This window comes from Autumnicola aciditolerans (assembly GCF_041679265.1).
GTDB lineage: Bacteria > Bacteroidota > Bacteroidia > Flavobacteriales > Flavobacteriaceae > Autumnicola.
In genome coordinates this window covers 237,108-260,644 of sequence record NZ_JBGFSM010000002.1, presented here as the reverse complement: position 1 = coordinate 260,644, position 23,537 = coordinate 237,108, and the positions used below count along the sequence as shown (strand labels likewise).

The following is a 23,537-nucleotide window of genomic DNA, read 5'->3' as shown; positions in this document are numbered from 1 at the left end:
GTATATGAATAATCTCATTGAGAAAGCAGAAAAATTTGTACAAAATTTATTTAGAGAAGAACTTCCAAACACCTACATATACCACGATTATAAGCATACGCAGCGTGTGGTTAAAAGTACTAAAGAATTGATTGCTAGTTCTGAAATTAATGTTAAAGAAGAAGAGGCCCTACTCCTGGCAGCCTGGCTTCATGACACAGGATATACTAAAACCTATAAAGGGCATGAAGAGGAAAGTATAAAAATTGCCTCCTGTTTTCTTAAAGAGAATAACGCCACTGAAGAACTTATCCAAAAGGTATGTACCTTAATAAAGGCTACTAAATTTAGTGTACAGCCGGAGTCTGAAGCTGAAAAGATTATACGAGATGCCGATTCTTCACATGTGGCCAAAGATTATTTTACAGATACCAGTGAATTTTTAAGACAGGAGCTCGAACTGCATAATATTAGGAAATTCACTCATATGGAATGGTTGCAGGAAAACATTAAATTTTTCACCGAGAAACACCAATATTACACAGATCATGCGCTGAAGGAATGGAAACCAAAAAAAGAAGAAAACCTGCTGGAGTTAATCGAAGACCGCAATAAGGCACAGAAAAAACTTAAAAAAGAAGAGAATAAGGCAAGGTTAAAAGCACGATTTAAAAATGATAATCCGGAGCGAAGTATTCAATCCATGTTTAGGGTCACACTTAGGAATCACATTAAATTAAGTGATATTGCAGATACTAAGGCCAACATTTTACTTTCAGTAAACGCGATTATTATTTCCCTGGCCCTGGCCAATCTTATTCCAAAACTAGACGCGGCATCCAACAAGCACCTGCTTATTCCCAGTATGGTACTGATATTTTTTAGCGTAGCCTCCATCATCCTTTCCATATTATCCACCCGCCCTAATATTACCAGCGGGGAATTTACAAGGGAGCAGGTAGAAAACAGGAAAGTTAACCTTCTTTTCTTCGGAAATTTTCACAAAATGCCTTTTGAGCAGTTTAAGTGGGGAATGAAGGAGATGATAAAAGATAAAGACTATGTATATGAATCCCTGATGCTGGATTTGCATTTACTGGGTAAGGTCTTGCACCGTAAGTATCTCCTGCTCAGGTTAACCTATACCGTTTTTATGGTGGGCATCATTATTTCTGTGATAAGCTTTGTAATAGGATTTTATTTAATGTAATTCTTCCATTTCTTCGTAGGTAATGGTTTTTTCTTCGTTATCCTGGTCCTGGATGGTGTAAAGTACTTCCACGCGAATAGCTTTTAAACCTATTACCCCCTGAACATCCTGTAACTCCAGAAGTTCTATTTCCTTACCAAGATAATTTTTTGCTTGCAGGTATTTGATGTATCTAAGGTATTCCCGCTCATCACTACGCTGCGAATACACGATGGCTATTTTTCCCTTTTGGGTAACCCGCTCCTCTGTATTTTTAATAAATGCTTTATCGATACGCTTCTTAATTATTTCGTAACGGGCATTGTACGTCCCGTCTACATCAAATTTTTTCTCGTCCATTCGGTACCGGATAGACATGGTACTGCTGTATACCAAAATAAGCGAAGCCGCATCAAGTTTTATTGGAGTTTCTTCCTGAAGCTCATAGAACCTGTTTTCCATCTCGCACATGGTACTTAATTGCCATAGCCTTAGATTATAAAGATATACCTTGTTGAATGGCTTATTATTGGCCATAGAGGCACCAATGTAAATATTGTGGTCTACTCCATCGGTTTTATAGCGCTCAAAATAATGCGGATAAATTTTTTGCGCCTGTACCTGTTTTCTGTCTATATAACGGGACATGGTGCGGTTAATACGCTGTACAGTATCATCATACTTTTTGCGCTCTTCGTAAACAATTCCCGTTTCAGGATTTAGCTTGTTCTGGTACTCTATCACTTTTCGCTTTAACGTAGTAGATTGCTTTTTTAAATGGGACATGATTGGATTCACCTCTTTCTGCAGAAGGTTAAAAACTTTCTGTTCACTGGAAGCATTAAGGCTGGTCTCCAGGTCCGACTTAAAATCGGAAATCCTGTATTTCACCTGTTCATAAATAGGCAATTCTTCCATACTAAGGGCATCATCCATAATTTCCAGAATAAGGTCCAATTGATGCAAAAGGTCTTTTTGTATGGCTTCATTTCTTGCTTCTGAGGACGCTACAATATCAATTTGGCCATACAGAGGATAGATATCTTTAAAGGTAATATCCTTAAAAGAAGCCAGGCCATCATCATCCATATCCCTGATGAACTTCTTGGCTTCCTTCTCAAAAACCCATAGAACACTGGGGTGAATAGATGTGCATTCGCTTTGGATAATGGCCTTTACCCTGTTCTCAAAATCGGTACGATTACGCTCTGTAGCCGTTACTATATAAGGAAGAATATCGTCAAGCTTAATGGCATTTATGCTATGGAGTTCATTTTTTCTTTCAGAAACCAGTTCCAGAATTCCCATTAACCTTCGGTTTTTAGCCACCGGTGCCAGGATACAGCTCTTAATGCCGTTTGCTTTCAAATTTTTCGCAAGCGTTGTATTTTCGGCTTTTTTAAGGTAAGAATCCATACTCGCCACCGTAAAATAGCTGCTTTCTTCTATAAGTTTCTCGTAAGCTTCACCTCCAAGATCTTCAGGATGCAAGGCTTCAGCATCACTAAGCATAAAACTCATGCTGTCTTCAGATTCCATTCTTTCAAATTTCTTTTCTGAAGTGTTGTAAACAGTAAAGCCTACTTTAAGATCTGGAATTTTATAAATAGACCTGAAGATCTGCTGAAGGTTTAACAGCTCCTCCTTCTGTGAATTTTCATTATAAAGCAACGTGGTTTTAAGCTTGGAAATAGCATCATCTACAGTAACATCGGTAAGGTTTACAATGGTAAAACCCTTGAAGGTATAACTCTGCGGAGGGAATTTTTTCTTCCATAAATCAATATCCCCAATATTCTGAATAAGCAAGTCTACATCCTCCTGTGTAATTTCCGGCGCGTTATCTTTGGGGAAAATCTGTACAAAGTCTCCGTTTAAGGCAATCCGGAAATGCCTTACCACCCCCTTTTCATCAGGAATATCATAATATAGCGGTTTAGAAAAGTCTATATCATACCCATAATAGGTTTTTAGGATATTGATGCAGGCATTAATGTAATAAGTATCCTCATTTACATCCCGTGTCTTCAAAATAAAATCCTTTCCTGCTAATTCAAGAATTTTCTTTAATCTTTTGGATGCATTAAATAAAATATTATGATAAGGAATGGAAGCTGCTTTTATTTCGTTATTGGTAAGCACACTGGGAAACAAATCATGCAGTAACACCTTTATTGGCTCCCTGAATTTATCAAGATCTGCAGCATCTTCAATTCCTTCGGTAAGCTCGGGAAACGTAGAAACATAATCGAGTACATTTTGCATATACTCTTTGGCAATATCACTGCGCTCATTTTCAAGTTCACTCTTATATTGCTCGATTACTTTATGAAAACTTATCTTTATGTCCAGGGGAAAATCGCTCAACTGTTCTTTCATAGGTTAAAATATAGTTCAAAATTACCTGTTCTTAATTTCCTCTAATATTTCCTGAGTGTAAATTAACAAATATTAACAAGATTTTCCACAAAATGCTAAACAGAGCGAAAACTGTTCTTTACTTTTGCAGGAAATAAAAATGAATTTATGCGAAAAATAATAATATTGGCAGTTTTAGCCGTAGTGGCAACTGCCTGTGAACAAGACAAAGGTTATTTTCTCAACGGAAGTATAGAAGGCGTAGAAAACGGAACCAATGTTTATATTTCTGAAATTAGCGATGAAACCAGTAGACCGGAAGTAATAGACACTGTTCAGGTTGAAAACGGGAAATTTGAAGCCGATCTGGAAGAAAACGAAGGTCCAAAAATGGCATTTATTTCTATTGAAGGTCTTAACGGCAACATTATTTATATTGCTGAAAATGAAGAAATTAATATTGAAGCCTATAAAGACAGCCTTAGAAGCTCCAGAATTACCGGCGGAAAAGAAAACCGTGCACTTTCCCAGTATATGGACCACCTGAAAGAAACGAACAGGAAAGTAATGGCTGGCCGAAATCAAATGCGGGAAGCTTATAGTGCCCAGGATACTGCAAAACTGGAAAGCCTGCAGGCTGCAGAAGAAGAAATAAGGGACAATGACGGAGTGACAAAGAAGAAGATTTTTCAGGAAAACAAAGATTCCTATGTTTCTCTTATGATCCTTATGGATATGCTTAGAATGAAAGCATATCCTGTTAAGGAAATAAAAGAAATGTATGGCCAAATTCCTGAAAATTTGCAGAATACAGCCATTGGAAAAGAACTAAAGGAAACTCTTGCAAAGCAGGATGCAGTTGCCATTGGCAGTAAAGCTCCAAACTTTAGCGCGCCTACCCCTGAAGGAGAAAAACTTTCGCTGAAAGATGCCATGGGAGAAGTTACCATTATTGATTTTTGGGCTGCCTGGTGTAAACCCTGCCGTGCCGAAAACCCGAATGTGGTAAAAATTTACAATAAATACCATGACCAGGGATTAAATATAATTGGAGTTTCGCTTGACCGTCCAGGCCAGAAAGATAAATGGCTGGAAGCAATTGAAGAAGACGGGCTGGAATGGCAGCATGTCTCTAATTTGCAGTTCTGGCAGGACCCTGTAGCTCAGCTCTACAATATTCGTTCTATTCCGGCTACTTTTATCCTTAATGAAAACGGAGAAATTGTCGCAAGGGATTTACGCGGCGATGAGCTGGAAGCTAAAGTAGAAGAGCTTTTGAATTAAAAAAGTTATATTCCACAAAAAATAAAAGCGCCGGATTACGGCGCTTTTATTTTTTTAAAGATCAGCAGTCTAAAGGAGTTCGAAGCCCAGGTTTACCTCCACGGTAATTTCCATTTCACCTGGAGCTATAGTTTCAGCACTTTCTTCACTTGCGTCCATAGCCTGCATTTTATAAAGCGGCTGCACGTTACGTGTGGTCATTTCATTAATATAAATTGCTTGTCCAATTTTTTGGCCCAACGGCTCCACCAGTTCTTCAGCTTTTTGCCGTCCATCTAAAACTGCTTTCTTCCTTGCCTGAGCTTCATATCTATCATATTCAGAAGATTTAAATTCCACTCCGTCAATTCGGTTCAAGCCATTTTCAAGTAAACCGGACATGATGCTTTCATAATCATTAATATCTTCCAGGGTAATTGAAATGGCCTGGTTGGCTGCATAAGTATAAGTCTTATCGTTATAATTATAGTTTTTATTCAGATTTATATAATCTGTATGGATGTTCTTCTCCGGCACACCACTGTTCTTTAAGAATTTAATCACCTGGTTCACCGCTAAATCATTCTGCTTTTTTACGGCAACTGCACTTTCCCCTTCATGCTCTATTCGGGATTTAATAACAACCTTATCCGGCACCACGTTTACCGTTCCTTTTCCAGTGACATTTACAGCCTGTACATTAGAAGTTTGTGCCTGTGAACCTATTCCTGTAGCAATAAAAATTGCTAACAGAAGCATCATTTTTTTTACCATAATTACTTTTTAATTTAGCTAAGCAATAAGAATACCAGATTATATTTTTCCCATTTTCTGCAATACAAATAAGATTACAATAGGAATTGCAAGTAAGATTACCATTAACAAATGAGTTTCAAAAACCCAGGGGGCAAGCATTAATGTTAGAAGATATCCTCCCACTGCACCTCCAAAATGAGCATCATGTCCAATATTACCAAGCTGGCGCTTCATTCCATATATGGTATATAGCAAGTATCCTATACCAAAAATGTACGCCGGCATGGGAATTACAAAGAACAATCCCAGGGTCATATCAGGATAAAGTAAGATAGCACTGTAAAGAATTCCCATAACCGCACCACTGGCTCCAACGGCCCTATAAAAAGGTTCATTTTTATGAAAAAAGTAAGAAAGCAGATTTCCCAAAATTAAACTGGCAAGATAAACGATAATAAAACCGGTAGTACCTATGTCATAAATCACCACATTGGCAAAAAAATAAAGGGTAAGCATATTTACTAAAAGATGGCCGGTGTTTACATGAAGAAAACCGGAAGTAAGGATCTGGTATTTTGCACCCCTCTGGATATCGCCAACATTAAATTTATATTTTTCAAAAAACGCATTATCATTAAAGCCTTTAAAAGAAATAATCACATTTGCTGCAATAACTATTATGGTCACCAGATTTAATTCTCCCATACCTGTTTAAGTTTAGTGCCAAATATACCATATATTTGCTGAAATTTTTTTTATGCATGCCGTTGTTTTCTGGATGGTTTATCCTGTTTTATGGATTATTTCTATTCTGCCTTTCAGACTTTTCTATGCCGTATCAGACGGGGTTTATTTTCTGGTGTATTACATGATTGGCTACCGGAAAAAAGTGGTTGCCGAAAATTTAAAGCTGGTCTTTCCTGAAAAAACCGAGGAGGAACGTTTTCAGATAAGGAAAAAGTTTTATTCCCACATGTGCGATATGTTCCTGGAAATGATTAAAAGCTTATCTATTTCTAACAAAGAATTAAAAAAAAGGTTTGTGTTTACCAATCCTGAAGAAGTATTGCGCCTTCAGGAGAAAAACAAGAGCATTGTACTAATGTGCGGGCATTATGCGAGCTACGAATGGATGATTGCCCTACAGCTCTACGGAATAAAAATAAAGGCTTACGGGGTTTATAAAAAGATTAAAAATCCATATTTTGATGACCTTGTAAAAGGAATTAGAAGCAAATTTAACGGAGAACTTATTCCCACTTCCATAGCAACCCTCACCATAACCAAACATGAAAAAGAGAACCAGCGTGGTATCTATGCAATGATTGCAGATCAATCTCCAAAAATGGCAAAATCCAAGTACTGGGCAAACTTTATGGATATTAAAGTTCCTGTCTTTACAGGTTCAGAAAAACTGGCCAGGGAATTTAATATGGCTGTTATTTATCTTCATGTTGAAAAAGTTTCCCGCGGGCATTATGTTGCCAGGCTTATAAACCTTACCGATGCTGCGCAAGAGGAAGCTCCCCATATAATCACCAGAAAATACCTGGACCTGCTCGAGCAACAAATACGGAAGAAACCTGAATTTTATTTATGGACCCACAAACGTTGGAAGCATAGAAATACTACCATTCCAAAAGGAGCAAGAATTATTGACTAATCCAGATATCAGGCAATGATATCCTCTATTTCTTTAATCATCTTTTGAGCAAGATCATTGGCTTCCTGCTGGGTTTTAGCTTCAGTATAGATTCTAATAATAGGTTCTGTATTTGATTTTCTTAGGTGTACCCAATTTTCGGGGAAATCGATTTTCACACCATCAACCGTAGAAATCTCCTCATTTTCATGTCGTTTTTGAACCGATTTTAAAATACCATCCACATCTAACCCCGGTGTAAGTTCAATCTTATTTTTGCTCATAAAATATGCAGGATATTCCTGCCTGAGCTTAGATACCTTAAGACTCTTTTCAGCAAGATAGGTAAGAAAAAGAGCTACACCTACAAAGCTGTCCCTGCCGTAATGGGCTTCAGGATAGATAATGCCTCCATTTCCCTCTCCACCTATTATTGCATTAGTATCTTTCATCAACTTAACCACGTTCACCTCTCCAACGGCACTCGCTTTATAAGTGCCTTCATGTTTTACAGTAATATCTTTAAGTGCTCTTGAAGAGGAAAGATTGCTTACCGTAGCACCTTTTTTCTTGCTTAGAACATAATCTGCGCAAGCAACCAGCGTATACTCTTCACCGAACATTTCACCCTTTTCGTCGATAAATGCCAAACGATCCACATCAGGATCCACCACGATGCCAAGATCGGCTTTTTCTTCTTTTACAAGGGCACATATGGCTCCCAGGTGCTCCTTGAGAGGTTCGGGGTTATGAGGAAAGTTTCCATCTGGCTCGCAATATAATTTTACTACTTCCACTCCCATGGCTCTGAGTAATTTTGGAATGGCGATCCCTCCTGTAGAATTAACACCATCTACCACCACCTTAAAGCGAGCTGCCTTGACTTTCTCCACATCAACTAAAGAAAGCCGAAGTACTTGTTCAATATGTAGGTCTATATAATCGTTCTTCTTGCTTAGTTGGCCCAAAGCATCCACTTCTGCAAAATGAAAGGATTCCATCTCGGCAATCTTTAGAATTTTAGAACCCTCCTCTCCACTTAAAAATTCTCCATGATTATTTAATAATTTAAGCGCATTCCATTGCTTGGGATTATGGCTGGCGGTAAGAATAATACCTCCATCAGCCTCTTCCATAGGTACCGCTACCTCTACTGTTGGTGTAGTGGAAAGGCCAACGTCAATAACATCAATTCCCAAAGCTATAAGGGTATTCATCGTTAATTCCTGGATCATTTTACCAGAAATTCTGGCATCCCTGCCAACTACCACCTTTACTTTCTTATTAGTTACCGTCTCCTTTAGCCAGGTGCCATAGGCGGCGGCAAATTTTACTGTATCAAGTGGGGTGAGATTTTCAGATGTTTTTCCTCCTATTGTTCCTCTTATTCCAGAAATAGATTTTATTAAGCTCATGATAGTGGTGAGTTTGGCATATATTTTTTACAATGGCAAATATAAAAGCTTGAGTTGCCTACTCCCAAATCTTAACAAAAATTAAACAGCAACATTTTTAATTTAGTATATTCCCAAATGAACTTTTTAGCACATATTTATCTATCAGGCAATAAGGAGCAGCTGAAAATAGGCAATTTTATAGCTGATTCTGTAAAGGGCAACAGTTATCTTTCTTTTCCAGCCGAAGTTCAAAAAGGTATTATCTTACATAGGGCAATAGATTATTATACGGATACGCACCCGGTTGTAAAGCAAAGCACGCATAGGCTTTTTGAAAAATACGGACACTATAGTGCAGTGATCGTAGATATCTTATACGACCATTTTCTGGCTGCGAACTGGGATAGTTATTCCAATATTCCTTTAAAATTTTATGTAGAGGATTTTTACCGACTTCTAAAAAAGAACCATCAATTGCTGCCCGCAAGGGTTCAAAATTTTCTTCCTTATATGATAAAAGATAATTGGCTTTTAAATTATTCCAGCCTTACCGGAATTGAGAAAATTCTTTTTCAGATGAATAACCGCACGAAAGGAAAGTCTAACATGCAGGAAGCGGTTAACGAATTAAAACAGTATTATTCAGAATTCCTTGAAGAGTTTAAACTTTTCTTTGAAGATTTAATTCTTTTTACGGGGAATAAATTAAAGGAACTGGATGAATAGTATTAATCCGGGGTAAAAAAATTTTACTTATTAATGTTAAATTCTATCTCTCTGGCATGGTTAAAATATTCTTAAAGAAATGTGTGGAAATATTGCACAACTACTGTGGAGGTTTGCACAATTTTAAGAGAACCTGGAAACATAAAAAGCCGGCCCAAATAGGCCGGCTTTTTGCCGATGTTCTTAATTACAACCTTAGACTATTAAGCCCAATACCATTTCCCATCAATTAATTTTACTTTTCTCCATCCAAATTTAGAACCGTAATACCAGGAGTCATAATAACGTAATACTGTAAGACCATACAAGGTATAATACTCGCCATTAATATAGGTTGGCGCCGCAGGTTCTTCAGGGTCTGGTTTTGCATCTACAGGAGGATACATGCTTTCTATTCCCTGCAGGTCACCATTAGAAAGTTCAACTCTTTGTACAGAAAAGGTACTTCCATCTTTCTTCACAATTGTAGGCTGACCGTTGCTGGAAAAAGAGTAAGAGCTATACATCATGATAGAATTAAAGTCAAGATTAGAAGTAAATTCTTCCCCGTCATAACCACCTTCTGCATAGGTTTCAAAATTATATTCCATTCCGTTTTGAACATTTTCATATTTTATTGTAATATGATTGTTCCTGTCTACACGGCTTTGTTCATGCCATAGGCCAACTGCATGGCCAATTTCATGAATAGTGTTTCCTGTAGTACAACCGGAAGCTAAAGTAATATTCTGCCTTCCGCCTACCTGCCCAATATAAGAAGAGCAACCTGAGCCAGGGGTAAAATAAATGTAATTTGATTCTCCTGATCTTTCAATAAAAGTGAGTGAAGTGTTGGTTTCCCAATGCTTAATGGCATCATATACTCTCTCTTTATCAGGAAGATTAGAATCAATGGCATAATAAACGGTATTCTCCGGCCACATACCGGAAGTCCTTCCTGTACTTTTATTAGTGGGAGCTTCTCCCTCTTCTAAAATCAGGTTTTCGTACTGAGTACTTATCTTACTTTTTGGAAGAAGGATATCTCCCTGATAGACATAGTCGCCATTAATTTGAGCTACAGGCAGTTTCTGCCCTGCATAAAAAATATCCGATACAATTCCTTTTGTATCGGGATATGCTACTTCTGTTAAATTTTGGTTAATTTCATTTTCCTGGGGTAAGCTCTCTGTTTCAGGAATTTCAGAAAGCTGGTCTTCACTACAGGCTAAAATTCCTAGCACTGGTAGCAAATAAAGAAACTTAGATTTTCTCATAAGTAGGGTTTTTGTTTTTGGGGAACACCTAGTCCCGATTAATAAAAATTTGAATAGGGATTTACAAGCTTCATACCATAAAAAACGGGGCCAGTTTTTCTCTAATTTATTAACAGTTAATTTCCTACAAATCCTACAGAAGAAAAAATTACTTACAAATGGAGACAATTTTAAATCTTGTTTCTTCCTGTAATAGACTGTATCAAAACCTGCTTATTTAAAGGAACATCGGCAAAAAATTAGAGCAGCATGAAAAATTGCATTTCCACATTTTTCATCAACATAAAACAGAAACTTATAGGAATAAAATTTTTTGTTAATTTTAACAAAAAAGCCGCCCGGATAAACTCCGGACGGCCTCTTCTATACCATCCAATTATTAAAAACTGAGATGGTAAAGAAAATCAACCTTTTCAAAAATTAGTCACCCCCCGGTAATAATAATTATGAAGAGGTTGAAGTTCTTTTTAAAATTCAGGATTACATGATATGTTCATTGTTTAAAAATCTCACAGGATTTGATACCTGTGAGATTTTCTTAAATGATCATTTCTCATCTAAATATTCTTCTTCCTATAAAGAAGAATATTTTTAATTCCTTATTGTACAATCTGGCAAAGATTAGCTCTTAGGGAAATATCCAGAGAATAGCTAAAATCTCCATCCACAACTTCCTGGTAGGAAGTTGCCTGTAGGCTTGTATCAAAGCATACGGCAGTATTTTCACCTACGCTAACTTCTAAACCATCCATACCCCATCCTTCTGTAACGAGAAAGATTACGCCTACTGTTAAATTGCCTTCTGCATCAATGGTAAAAGTCATCGTACCAACTTCTGTTCCATCGTAAAAGAAAGGTACCGGAAAAGCATCATTTACTGTTCCGGAAAAGGATGCTGTAATACATCCTGTGCCAGGTTCTCCAAGACAACCTTCTTCTTCCTCAACAGGACATCCGTTTTCATCTACATCTACCCCTTCTGCGGTATTTTCACAATCATCTTCTCCATTTGGAACACCATCATTATCGCAATCCCATTGTGCCCATCCGGCTGCGTCTGGGTCACATTCGTTTAAGATTCCATCATCATCACAATCTGCAGTAGGATCTGTGGTATCACATTCGTTGCCACCATTACCGTTGCCATTGCCTCCATCGTCATCCTGTCCGCATCCAACAAATACATGCCAGTAGTCTGTATAGTCGCTATTATCTGCATCAAATAATCCTTCTACATCTTCCCAGGATAAATAACCAGACTTGGTTATAGCACCATCTTCTACATCTCCGTAATTTCCATCCCAATCCAAAATAGTGATTTCGTAATACAGGTAATCCTCATCAGCAGCTTCATTAAAAGAAGGTGCAGGAACTACAAGACACATAGGATTTGCATAATAATCTCCATACTGGTTTACTCCTAACATTTCTTCTGAAAGCTCAGAATCTTCATAAAGGGCAATACTATTGTTGTTTCCAACATACCACAAGTTAAGACTGTAATTTGCAGTGTAGTGCCTTCCATTTTCAGTACAGTAATTCACGAAGAAGCAAAGGTCATAAAGCTCTTTGCTTATAATATCAAAAAATAAATATCCATACTGGTTAACCATACGGTTATCATAACAAAGCACTTCCACGTCTACATACTTTTTGACTCCTGGCCCAAGTTCAATAGTCATTGGAAGAGGATCCATGACATAACCATCAAAATCTCCGCTGTCATCTGCATCAATAGGAGCTATCCATATAATGTTGCTGGAAGCATCATAAACAATAAATTCTTCCAGTTCATATGTTCCCGGAGTTAATTCCAGATCTTCTGAATAATCTGTATAATAGTCCATGTTTCCATCATTATCCAGGTCATCTGAAAGGACATTTAAAATAACAGGATCCATTTCCACTCCTCCTTCAGAAAGCACTACTCTAACAGTGGCCGGAGCAGCATCAGAACATTCGGGAAGGTCTGAAAAATGTTGTTTGGTTTGCGCCCGGTTGTTCAGAAGGTTGTTTAGCGTAGCCCCAAAGGAAAGGGTAGCTGTTTCGCCGTTTACTACTGGGGAATCTGTTTCTTCCTTACTACAGGAAGTGAACAGCATAGTGACTGCCGCGATATAGGCAACCATCAGTTTAAAACTTTTCATAATTTAAAATTTTGGTTAATAAAAATAGAATGGTATAAAAGAGTTTAAATTGAGATAATGAGCACCCTGTAATACGGGGTGCCCATTGTCCAAATTCACTTCTAAAAGAATTTTTAATTTCTTAGAATTACTGCATCATATATGCACCGCAGGCAACAGGAAGTGTTGCTTCATAATCATCATCATCTGCATTACCAGGTCCATCAAGATCTGCATCCATACCATGCAATACCACTACTTTCTTGTCTAGTGGGGTTACTTTTTCCAGATCAGCATTACTAAGGGTAAAAGTATGCTCATAGAAATACATGCCACTTGAAGAAGCCATTGGGAAGTTTGAACCACTAGTATTAAGAGCCAGTTGTACCGGACCATAATCTGATGCTCCTTCCCCAATTTCTATGAAACCATTGTTATTTCCACCGTTGGCAATAGCATCATCAGAGATATCCGGGCAAGATGCAGCCATTTCTGCAGCTTCAGATCCTTCTGTAAAACCGTGGATATGTTGTGGATGCATTTCTCCAGGTTCCATGTTATAAGCTAAAACTGAAGTATAAAGGGTGTTTCCTTCAAGTCTCACGTATGAGAAAGCAATTGCTCCGGAATCATTTAGATCTTTTAGACAAGCTTTGTAATTTTTAGCTTCATCCTGTGGATCTGGAAATACTGGTGGATTGTCTGGTTGGTTACAACCTCCGTAGAAGAAATGATAATAATCAAGATTATCGTCTCCGTCAAAGAATGATCTTACCTCTGTATCTGTAATAGTTCCTGCACGAACAACTCTTTCAGTAGTAGAATACTCATCACTTTCTAGAATGGTGATTTCAAAATAGTACTCATCATCACCTTCTCCGTCAGGTAGTTGCAAACATACAGGTTCAGCCATGTAATCTCCGTTTTCATCTAAAACAACTTCTGCAGTAACATCATTATAAAGTTGCTCTGTAGGTTGGCCATCTACATAATTCCAAACATCTACACTGTAAGATGCCACGTAGTGTCTTCCATTAGGAGTACAGAAGTTTCCGAAAATACAGAAATCTATTATTTCTTTTCCTTCAAAGTCAAAGAACAAATAACCATATTGGTTTACCATACGTTGATCATAACATAAAACCTCTACATCAACATATTTTTTGACTCCTGCGCCCAAATTGATAGTAATTGGCAGGGCATCTGCAACATAACCATCAAATTCTCCGCTATTGTCATCATCTATAGGAGCAATCCAGATGATATTGTTGGAAGCATCATAAACTATAAATTCTTCCAACTCATAAGTACCTGGAGTTAGTTCCAAATCGTCTGAATAATCGGTATAATATTCCATTGTACCGTCATCGTCAAGATCGTCAGACAACACATTTAGTGTTATAGGATCCATTTCTGTACCTCCAGAGGAGAGTACCACCATTACAGTTGCTGGTGCGGCGTCTGAACATTCAGGGAGATCAGAAAAATGCTGTTTTGTCTGCGCTCTTCTGTTCAACATATCATTTAAAGTTGCCCCAAAGGATAGAGTTGCCTTTTGCGAAGGATTTTCATCAACTCCGCTTTCTTCTTTGCTACAGGAGCTGAAAAGAAGTGCCATCATGGCAATTGACATTAAAGTAATTCTAAAGTGTTTCATAATTAAAAAAATTAGGTTAATAGATTATTTAAAATGGTTAATAAATATTTGAATCTCCGGGCTTACTGCTCCGGGTCTCTTAATTCTCAATAAATGGCAGAACATAAAGAAGGAACTCTACCTGAACGCTTCAGGATGAGTTCCTGCTTTTTATTGACAACTGCCTGCGTGAACTATAATCCAGAAGTTTCCATCTCCACTGTAAGTGAAATTATAGGTTTCCCCTGTAGCATTTGGATCTTCATCTGTATTGCCATACTGGCCAGGTGAAATAGTGTTTGGCGCTGAAGAATCACTAAAATAGATGTGTGTTTCATTAATCGTAATGCCGGTGAACAGATCAAACTCCACTTCTACATTTGTACCGGTAACGGTAATAATAATATTACCAGCCTGGTAGCCTTTATTTTGGTAATCATTCTGGCCTGCACCAGCGTAAAGCGGATACGTATAAGAGCCATCGGCACCTGTAAAATGTTCTGTCCATCCCCATCTGCTATTTGTTAATCCCAGACTTATGAAAGTATTATTACCCAACATGAAAGCGGTCTCGCAGTCATTGCCTGGTGTTACATAATCACAGGCATCAGGAATACCATTATTGTTTTCATCAACATTGTCATCTCCGCCGGGGCAGGTATCACAAGCATCCGGAACATCATCATTATCTGTGTCCAGGGAATCATCTCCTTCTGCACAAATGTCGCATCCATCTGGCACACCATCTTCGTCTGCATCCAGGTGATCGTCTGATCCCGGACAAATATCATCGTTGTTTGGAACGCAATCCCCATCTGCATCATCATTTACAGCAACATAAGGGCAGGCATCACAGCCATCAGGAATTCCATCTCCATCAGAGTCTATTTTATCATTGTATCCGGGACACATGTCCTCGCCATCAGGAACACAATCGCCGTCTATATCTCCGGGACCTGCAGGGCAATCTCCTCCCGGGGTTTCATTACAGTTAAAAAAGATGTGGAGGTAATCAATATCAGAGTCTTCTGTGTCTGGATTATCATCTGTATCTAAAAGATCCTCAATATCTTCCCAGGTTAGGTAACCATCTTCTACCAGTGCCCCGTCCTCTATATCTCCATAATTATCCGGCCAATCCAGAAGGGTTAGTTTATAGTACAGGTAATCTTCATCTGCTTCTTCTCCAAATTGAGGAGTTGGGATTACCACACAAAGCGGCTCGGCAAAATAGTCTCCATTATCATCTACTCCTGTAACAGGAGAACTCTCATTCCCTCTTGGATATAATTTAATATCACCTTCCCCATCTCTCACGTACCAAACTTCAAGACTATAATTAGCGGTGTAATGCCTGCCATTGTCTGTGCAGTAATTCGCAAATACACAGAATTCCTTAAGTTCTCGTGGTATTAAATCAAAAAATAAATAACCATACTGGTTTACTTCCCTGTCATCAAAACACAATACTTCAACATCAACATACTTTTTGACCCCTGCTCCTAGATTAATGGTCATTGGAAGCGGGTTGGTAACATATCCTTCAAAAAGCCCAGATCCTTCCGCATCCCTGGGAGCTATCCAGATCACATTATCTGAAGCATCATAAACAATAAACTGTTCGAGCATATAAGTTCCAGCTTCCAATTCCAGATCTTCAGAATAATCTGTATAGTAATCCGTGGTTCCATCATCATCCAGGTCATCAGATAAGATATCTAATGTTACAGGGGCCATATCTACACCGTTCACAGACAGCACTACCATTACGGTGGAAGGTGCCGCATCAGAACATTCCGGAAGATCTGAAAACTGCTGCTTGTTCTGCATTCTACTGTTTAACAGATTGTTAAGAGTAGCTCCAAAGGAGAGGGTAGCCTTTTGCGATTCTTCTCCTGAAGCGCCTGTCTCCTCCGTACTACAGGAGGTGAAAAGAAATGCGACAAACGCCATTGCTAAAAGAGGTAAGCTTATTTTCCTCATAATTTTAGTGTTTTAATGAATATTTCGAATGGTTAATTTTATACATACTAATCCCATTAAGGGCCAGGCCCTGTATTATTGTTGGGATTAAATTTTTGGTCTAATAAGATCCTGGAAGTGGGGTGACTCTTTCTTATCTCTAGTGTAAATGTAGCTGTAATACTACCTTTACACTATAGGGGAAAACCCCTAATTTGGTACTTTATCTTTTTTTTAGTTGCTTCAGGCATTTATTTCTACAAGGTTATGATTGATTGCATAGATTATACTTTCCAGGATAGTGTCAGATTTTGTTCTCTTAATAATATTAGAACGGTGCTTCTCTATCGTTTTAGGAGAAATAAATAAGGTGGAAGAAATCTCCTTTGTTTTATAGCCTTTACATAAGAGCTCTATAATTTCTTTTTCCCTTTTTGTAAAGCTGAAGTCAGAATGGGTACTGTTACATGTAAAGCTTTCTTCTACTTTTGAAGAAGCCGTCCCCACTTCTTCATTAAGAAAAATCTCTTCCCCTGAAAAATCTATCATCATGATAAATTGATCCTCTGTATATTTACTGAGTTTGGAAAAGCTTATTTTTGCCTTTCTAATCTTGTTATTCTGTAGTAACAAACTGGTTTTTGTAACCGCCTTAAGGTGTTTTCCCCTCGAGAAGTTCCTCAGGCTGGCCTGCACCTTTGCTTTATTCTCTACATTTACAAAATCTGTTAGCTTCATACTTTCTGTAACGCCTACTTTAAAGGTCTTTTTGAAAGCATCATTCATAGCCAGAATAGTATTGCCTTCTAATAATACCACAGGTTTTGCCATTAAATTGAACATACCCAGAAAGCAGTCTTTCCAGTAATTAGATAACGAAGACTTGATGTAAGTTCGATTAATTATTTTCTCACATAAGGCACTAACCGGAGCGCCATTGGAAATTACCTCATCTACCATACCTATATATTCACATTCCATTTCCTGTTTATCCTTTTCTTCTACATAAAGAAAAAGCCAGCTCTTACTTAAGAAATGAGTAGACTTGTAATTTGAGATGTTCTTTATATCACTTGGTGAGGATAAAGATGTTTTGTCAATAATAATAACATCTGGTAATAAGCTGGTTGCCACACCATACCCCGCGTGAACCGAAGATGCCTCACAAATTTCGAAATGAAGGCTTAAATATTCCCTGATCTCGCGGATCAAATCTTGTCTGGTGGAAATTAAAAGTAAATGTTTTTTCTCATTCATCTTTCTTAGACGTTTTAGTGCACCAAAATGCTAATGGTTAAACTTAATTTTAAGAAAGGGGCGAAAAAAAGATATTAGTAGGAATATCTTAAAAAGCGGGGAGGAAAAATAAATACTTTTTAATTATAGTACCAAATATATATGATTATCAGAAATATATGTAAAAAATAACGTAATATTATACTTACATAAAGTATTATTAATGCCTGCTAAGAATCAGATTTTAACAGCTCTGAAACCTTTTTTCAGAACTTTTCTTTTTTCCTTAACAATACTATAACTTTTGGTTTTTTGTCTCTTCTGGCATATATTCAACTTTTATTATAAAAAAGCCTCCTTTTTAGGATTTTAGGGCACAGCCAGGGTGAGAAAATTAGGAGACAGGAAAAACTGTATTAGATTCTTAAAATCACCTGCCTTAAATAAAAGTTAAAATGAGGTGTTCATTCCTGAAAAAGATGTATGCTTTGATAAAATTTTATAGAAAATATAGCTATATAAATAGAAAAAGAAAGTTTAAAAGACTGGAAGATGGATTCCTTCTATATTTTTAGAAAAGCCCTGAGAGAGCTACAATGTTATCTTGTAAGGTTTCGCACTTTATCCTACAGAAGAAGTAATCGTATTCAATAATACCGGCTCATCTTCCATATCGCATCCTCCATAGAAAAAATGATAATAATCAACATTATTCTCACCTGAGAACAGTGTCCTTACCTGAGTGTCTGTAATTGTTCCACTGCGTATTACTTCTTCTACCACATCATATTCACCAGTTTCATGTATGGTGATTTCAAAGTAATACTCATCTTCCCCTTCCCCATCTGGCAAAACAACGCATAAGGGTTCAGCAGAATATTCCCCCCCTGTCTCTGTGACTTCAGCTAAAAGGTCTTTGTAGAGCTGCGTGGTAACCTGCCCATTTTCATATTTCCATACATCAATGCTGTAGGACGCTACATAGTGTCTTCCGTTAGGGGTGCAAAAATTTCCAAAAATGCAGAAGTCTATAATTTCCGTTGGTTCAAGATCATAAAATAAGTAACCATACTGGTTTAAATTGTCTGGGATACAATCCCCATTTTCATCCTGAGGGGTTGGGATGCAATCTCCTCCTCCTGGATTGCTGCAATTGAGATAGAACTGCAGAAACCTCATATCCTCATCTTCTGTCTCAGGATTATCATCAGTATCCCTCAAAATTTCAATTAGATCCCAGGTAATATATCCTTCCCTTACAATTGCTCCATCGGGAATATCCCCGTAATTTTCAGTCCAGTCTGTTAAGGTGAGCCGGAAAAACAAATAACCTTCATCATCTGCTTCCCCATATTGTGGTGCCGGTATATTGACACAGAGGGGATCTGCATAATATTCTCCTTCTTCATCCAGACCAGTGGTTGGGGATAGGGGTTCATCACCTTGAGGATAAAGCTGAATATCTTCCTCTCCATCTCTTACATAATATAATTCCAGGTTATAATTTGCCGCATACACTACATTGTTGAAGCAATATTGCGCAAAAAAACAAAGATCGTATACCCTGTCTGGCACAAGTTCAAAAAATGTATATCCATAATTGTTCCCCATGCGTTCGTCATAACATATTACCTCCACCTCTATATATTTTTTAACTCCCTCCGTAAGGTCTATGTTTATTGGAAGAGGATGTTCTATAAACTCTTCAAAGCCACCTGTGTTTTCTCCTGTTCTTGGTGCTACCCATAGAATTTCTCCCTGGGCATCATACACTATAAACTCCTCTAACATGTAGACTCCGGGATCCAGTTCCAATTCTCCTGAATAATCTGAGTAATAGTCTTCATTCCCGTCTCCGTCTAAATCATCTGAAAGGATGTTAACACTTACAGGATCCATATTAACCCCATCAAGAGAAAGAACCACTACTGCAGTTGCTGGCTCACCTGAAGAGCATTCGGGAACACCTGAAATGACCTGCCTGCTTCTTAACCTGTTGCTAGAAACATTTTGTAAAAGGGTTTTAAATGAAATGGCGGCCTTACCAGAGATTTCCTCTACCGTTTCATTATCTTCCTTACTGCAGCCGGTTAATAGTACAGCAAGTAATAGGGTAAGGAATCGGAGGTTCTTCAGGTATTTCATAAGTAAAAGAAATTTATGTTAGGCCCGGACCATATCCGGCCAGGGTTCAGCCATAAGAAGACAGCATCCATTGAAGTAAAAAGGGGGCCAAATCTTGGAAACACAGCATAGAAATGTAAGCTAAGATTATGCTCCTGTTCCTCAATAAAATTAGATGTTATTAAAGAACTGGCGTATAGGGGAAATCCCGTAAATTCTATTGGTTATCATCTATTTACCAAACAGGCTTTTCCGGAAGAGGATTTTAGTTCTAAATTAACGTTCAGGGAATAAACCTTCCTTTTTAATTAGCAACACTTTAAGTACCTTTGCCCCCTTGATGAAATTTATGGCGCAAAGCGAAGAAAAAATAGAAGTATTGGGGGCGAGAGTCCACAATTTAAAGAATATTGATGTTAGCATCCCCCGGGAAAAATTAGTTGTGATTACTGGTTTATCAGGTTCAGGAAAGTCATCCCTTGCTTTTGATACTATTTATGCTGAAGGACAGAGAAGATATATTGAAACTTTTTCAGCTTATGCCAGGCAGTTCCTTGGTGGCCTTGAGCGGCCAGATGTAGACAAAATTGAAGGCCTTTCCCCTGTTATTGCCATAGAGCAAAAAACCACCAGCAAGAATCCGCGGAGTACCGTGGGTACTATTACTGAAATTTACGATTTTCTAAGGCTCCTTTTTGCGCGGGCTGCAGATGCCTACAGTTACAATACTGGGGAAAAAATGGTAAGTTATACCGATTCCCAGATCAAAAACCTCATTATTAAAAAATTTAACGGGAATAGGGTAAACATTCTGGCACCCGTCATCAGGTCCAGAAAAGGCCATTACCGGGAGCTTTTTGAACAAATTTCCAAACAGGGTTTCGTAAAAGTTAGGGTAGATGGTGAAGTAAGAGATATTGTGAAAGGCATGAAGCTGGACCGGTACAAAACCCATGATATTGAAATTGTTATTGACAGGCTGCAGATAAATAACCAAACCGATGGACAAAAACGTCTGGATGAAAGTATAAGAACAGCCATGTATCATGGAGATGATACGCTAATGATCCTGGATCATGAAACCGGGGAATTAAGGTACTTCAGCAGGAATCTTATGTGCCCTACCACCGGAATTTCTTATCCAAATCCAGAGCCCAATACCTTTAGCTTTAATTCCCCAAAAGGGGCCTGTCCCAGCTGTAATGGGATTGGCACCTTACACAAAGTGAACATAGGGAAAATTATTCCAGATGAGAGCAAGTCTATTAAAAACGGCGGTCTTGCCCCTCATGGGCCTCAAAAGAAAAACTGGGTTTTCTCTCAACTGGAGTTAATAGCAGAACGATTTGACTTTAAACTTACAGATCCTGTTTCCAGTATACCCGATGAGGCCATGCAAATGATCCTTTACGGCGGAAAAGAAAAATTTTCAAAAGAATCCAGAGCCCTCGGCATTACCCGGGAATATAAAATTGATTTTGAAGGGGTGGCGACTTTTATTGAAAACACCTATAATAATAACGATTCCACTTCCCTGCGCCGCTGGGCCAAGGAATATATGGATAAGATTATTTGCCCTGAGTGTGAAGGAGGCAGGCTTAAAAAAGAATCCTTATACTTTAAAATTAACGATCAGAATATTGCAGCGCTTGCCCAAAAGGATATTGCAGACCTTGCCGTTTGGTTTGAAGACCTGGAAAATTACCTTTCAGATAAACAAAAACTTATCGCCACAGAGGTGATAAAAGAAATAAAGACGCGTTTACAATTTTTGACTGATGTTGGCCTCACTTATCTATCCCTTAACCGCGGCTCCAAATCCCTTTCCGGAGGAGAAGCGCAAAGAATAAGATTAGCCACTCAGATTGGTTCCCAGCTTGTTGGGGTGCTTTATATTCTTGATGAGCCAAGCATAGGACTACATCAGCGGGATAATGAAAAACTTATTAATTCCCTGGTTTCCCTAAGGGATATTGGCAATACGGTTATAGTTGTTGAGCATGATAAAGATATGATAGAGCGGGCAGACCATGTGATAGATATTGGGCCAAAAGCAGGCAAACATGGAGGAGAAATTATAAGTGAAGGCCCTCCTTCAGAATTAAAAAAACATAAAACACTTACCGCCTTATATTTAAATGGCCAAAAAGAAATCGCAGTTCCCGAAAAACGGCGGAAAGGCAATGGCAAAACTATTGAGTTGAAAGGTGCAACCGGAAATAATCTAAAAAATATTTCGGTTCAAATTCCTTTGGGAAAAATGATTGCGGTTACCGGTGTTTCCGGAAGTGGTAAATCTACCCTTATTAATGAGACGCTTTATCCTATTATGAACGCCCATTACTTTAACGGCGTAAAGGTTCCCAAACCTTACAAAAGCATTAAGGGCCTGGAGCATATAGATAAAGTAATAGACATTAATCAATCCCCTATTGGGCGTACCCCGCGTTCTAACCCCGCCACTTACACCGGGGTCTTTTCAGAAATTAGGAGCCTTTTTACCAAAACTCCTGAAGCACAAATTCGCGGCTATAAACCGGGACGCTTTAGTTTTAATGTCAAAGGCGGACGCTGTGAAACCTGCAAAGGCGGGGGGTTACGGGTAATAGAAATGAATTTCCTTCCAGACGTTTATGTGGAATGTGAAACCTGCCAGGGAAAACGTTTTAACCGGGAGACGCTGGAAATAAGGTATAAAGGCAAATCTATTGCTGATGTGCTGGAAATGACCATTAATGAAGCCACGCAATTTTTTGAACCCATCCCGAAAATTTACCGAAAACTAAAAACTATTCAGGATGTAGGCTTAGGTTATATCACTCTTGGGCAGCAAAGCACCACCCTTTCTGGAGGTGAGGCGCAAAGGATTAAACTGGCTACAGAACTTTCCAAGCGCGATACCGGTAATACTTTTTACATTCTTGACGAGCCTACCACAGGGCTTCATTTTGAAGATATTAGGGTGCTAATGGAGGTCCTGAATAAGCTTACCAACAAGGGAAATACCGTCCTTATTATTGAACATAATATGGATGTGATAAAAATGGCAGATCATATTATAGACATTGGTTACGAAGGCGGTAAAAATGGTGGGGAAGTTGTTACGACGGGTACCCCGGAAGAAGTTGCTAAACATAAGAAAAGTTATACTGCTAAATTCCTGAAAAAGGAATTACATTAAAATTATAAAACATATAATGAGACCTAGACAAGGAAACAAAGCCTGGAACGAAATTAAAACCAATGATTCCTGGGCCATATTTAAGATAATGGGTGAATTTGTAAATGGCTATGAAAAATTAAGCCAGATTGGCCCCTGTGTTTCTATTTTTGGATCTGCCAGAACAAAACCAGATCAGAAATATTATAAACTTACTGAGAAGATTGCAGCCAAAATTGTGGACCATGGTTATGGAGTTATAACCGGTGGTGGCCCCGGAATTATGGAAGCAGGAAATAAAGGTGCCCATCTTGCCGGAGGAACTTCTGTAGGACTTAATATTGAACTTCCTTTTGAGCAACACGACAATCCCTATATAGATAGCGATAAAAGCCTGGATTTTGATTACTTTTTTGTTCGTAAAGTAATGTTTGTTAAATATTCCCAGGGTTTCGTGGTAATGCCCGGGGGATTTGGAACTTTAGATGAACTTTTTGAGGCAATTACCCTTATACAAACACATAAAATAGATAAGTTTCCCATTATTCTTGTAGGCTCCGATTTTTGGAGCGGACTGGTGGAATGGATCAAAACCACCCTTTGTGACAGCTTTAAAAATATAAGCGTTGCAGATATAGACCTTGTTCAGGTAGTAGATACACCAGATGAAGTAATTGAAGTGCTGGATAAATTTTATGCGGAATACAATCTTAGCCCTAATTTCTAG

At 38.2% G+C, this 23,537-nt stretch carries 16 protein-coding genes; 6 read left to right on the top strand and 10 right to left on the bottom strand.

Going from position 1 to position 23,537, the window contains the following annotated elements; all coding sequences use genetic code 11:
• Nucleotides 1-4: 4 nt before the first annotated feature.
• Complete coding sequence (locus tag AB8M93_RS02880; protein ID WP_373056125.1) at nucleotides 5-1,189, top strand: Pycsar system effector family protein; 1,185 nt, start codon at nucleotides 5-7, stop codon at nucleotides 1,187-1,189.
• On the opposite strand, the gene AB8M93_RS02875 is transcribed toward AB8M93_RS02880, so the two are convergent.
• The gene (locus AB8M93_RS02875; RefSeq protein ID WP_373056124.1) at nucleotides 1,181-3,547 is read right to left on the bottom strand and encodes a GAF domain-containing protein; all 2,367 of its coding nucleotides are present in this window, start codon (nucleotides 3,545-3,547) and stop codon (nucleotides 1,181-1,183) included. The two genes, AB8M93_RS02880 and AB8M93_RS02875, sit on opposite strands and share 9 nt — an antisense overlap.
• A 147-nt stretch (nucleotides 3,548-3,694) precedes the next feature.
• Here AB8M93_RS02875 and AB8M93_RS02870 point away from each other — a divergent pair, with 147 nt between their 5' ends.
• Complete coding sequence (locus tag AB8M93_RS02870; RefSeq protein WP_373056123.1) at nucleotides 3,695-4,810, top strand: redoxin domain-containing protein; 1,116 nt, start codon at nucleotides 3,695-3,697, stop codon at nucleotides 4,808-4,810.
• A gap of 69 nt (nucleotides 4,811-4,879) precedes the next feature.
• On the opposite strand, the gene AB8M93_RS02865 is transcribed toward AB8M93_RS02870, so the two are convergent.
• Both AB8M93_RS02865 and AB8M93_RS02860 read right to left on the bottom strand, forming a co-directional pair.
• A complete protein-coding gene (locus AB8M93_RS02865) occupies nucleotides 4,880-5,551 on the bottom strand; it encodes an SIMPL domain-containing protein (RefSeq protein ID WP_373056122.1) in 672 nt (223 codons plus the stop codon).
• A gap of 51 nt (nucleotides 5,552-5,602) precedes the next feature.
• On the bottom strand, nucleotides 5,603-6,250 hold the full coding sequence (locus tag AB8M93_RS02860; protein WP_373056121.1) for a rhomboid family intramembrane serine protease: 648 nt from the start codon (nucleotides 6,248-6,250) through the stop codon (nucleotides 5,603-5,605).
• Nucleotides 6,251-6,302: 52 nt separating this feature from the next.
• Here AB8M93_RS02860 and AB8M93_RS02855 point away from each other — a divergent pair, with 52 nt between their 5' ends.
• On the top strand, nucleotides 6,303-7,208 hold the full coding sequence (locus AB8M93_RS02855; protein ID WP_373056120.1) for a lysophospholipid acyltransferase family protein: 906 nt from the start codon (nucleotides 6,303-6,305) through the stop codon (nucleotides 7,206-7,208).
• A gap of 8 nt (nucleotides 7,209-7,216) precedes the next feature.
• Here the strand turns inward: AB8M93_RS02855 and glmM are convergent, their stop codons facing one another.
• Nucleotides 7,217-8,602 (bottom strand): phosphoglucosamine mutase, encoded by a 1,386-nt coding sequence (gene glmM, locus AB8M93_RS02850; RefSeq protein WP_373056119.1) that lies wholly within the window; start codon nucleotides 8,600-8,602, stop codon nucleotides 7,217-7,219.
• 117 nt (nucleotides 8,603-8,719) lie between these two features.
• Between glmM and AB8M93_RS02845 the strand changes: the two genes are divergently transcribed.
• Nucleotides 8,720-9,310 carry an acyl carrier protein phosphodiesterase gene (locus AB8M93_RS02845; RefSeq protein WP_373056118.1) on the top strand — a complete coding sequence of 197 codons (591 nt, stop codon included), beginning with the start codon at nucleotides 8,720-8,722 and terminating at the stop codon, nucleotides 9,308-9,310.
• 203 nt (nucleotides 9,311-9,513) lie between these two features.
• Here AB8M93_RS02845 and AB8M93_RS02840 read toward each other — a convergent pair whose 3' ends face one another.
• The 6 genes from AB8M93_RS02840 to AB8M93_RS02815 form a co-directional block, all read right to left on the bottom strand.
• A complete protein-coding gene (locus tag AB8M93_RS02840) occupies nucleotides 9,514-10,566 on the bottom strand; it encodes a M12 family metallopeptidase (protein ID WP_373056117.1) in 1,053 nt (350 codons plus the stop codon).
• Between the two features lie 599 nt (nucleotides 10,567-11,165).
• On the bottom strand, nucleotides 11,166-12,713 hold the full coding sequence (locus AB8M93_RS02835) for a hypothetical protein (protein ID WP_373056116.1): 1,548 nt from the start codon (nucleotides 12,711-12,713) through the stop codon (nucleotides 11,166-11,168).
• A gap of 127 nt (nucleotides 12,714-12,840) precedes the next feature.
• The gene (locus tag AB8M93_RS02830) at nucleotides 12,841-14,349 is read right to left on the bottom strand and encodes a hypothetical protein (RefSeq protein ID WP_373056115.1); all 1,509 of its coding nucleotides are present in this window, start codon (nucleotides 14,347-14,349) and stop codon (nucleotides 12,841-12,843) included.
• A 150-nt stretch (nucleotides 14,350-14,499) separates the two neighbouring features.
• A complete protein-coding gene (locus AB8M93_RS02825) occupies nucleotides 14,500-16,311 on the bottom strand; it encodes a hypothetical protein (RefSeq protein WP_373056114.1) in 1,812 nt (603 codons plus the stop codon).
• Between the two features lie 222 nt (nucleotides 16,312-16,533).
• Nucleotides 16,534-17,547 (bottom strand): LuxR C-terminal-related transcriptional regulator, encoded by a 1,014-nt coding sequence (locus AB8M93_RS02820; protein ID WP_373056113.1) that lies wholly within the window; start codon nucleotides 17,545-17,547, stop codon nucleotides 16,534-16,536.
• A 600-nt stretch (nucleotides 17,548-18,147) separates the two neighbouring features.
• On the bottom strand, nucleotides 18,148-19,671 hold the full coding sequence (locus AB8M93_RS02815; protein WP_373056112.1) for a hypothetical protein: 1,524 nt from the start codon (nucleotides 19,669-19,671) through the stop codon (nucleotides 18,148-18,150).
• Between the two features lie 328 nt (nucleotides 19,672-19,999).
• Between AB8M93_RS02815 and uvrA the strand changes: the two genes are divergently transcribed.
• The gene (gene uvrA / locus AB8M93_RS02810) at nucleotides 20,000-22,831 is read left to right on the top strand and encodes an excinuclease ABC subunit UvrA (RefSeq protein ID WP_373056111.1); all 2,832 of its coding nucleotides are present in this window, start codon (nucleotides 20,000-20,002) and stop codon (nucleotides 22,829-22,831) included.
• A 16-nt stretch (nucleotides 22,832-22,847) separates the two neighbouring features.
• Nucleotides 22,848-23,537, top strand: a complete 690-nt coding sequence (locus AB8M93_RS02805; RefSeq protein WP_373056110.1) for an LOG family protein — start codon at nucleotides 22,848-22,850, stop codon at nucleotides 23,535-23,537.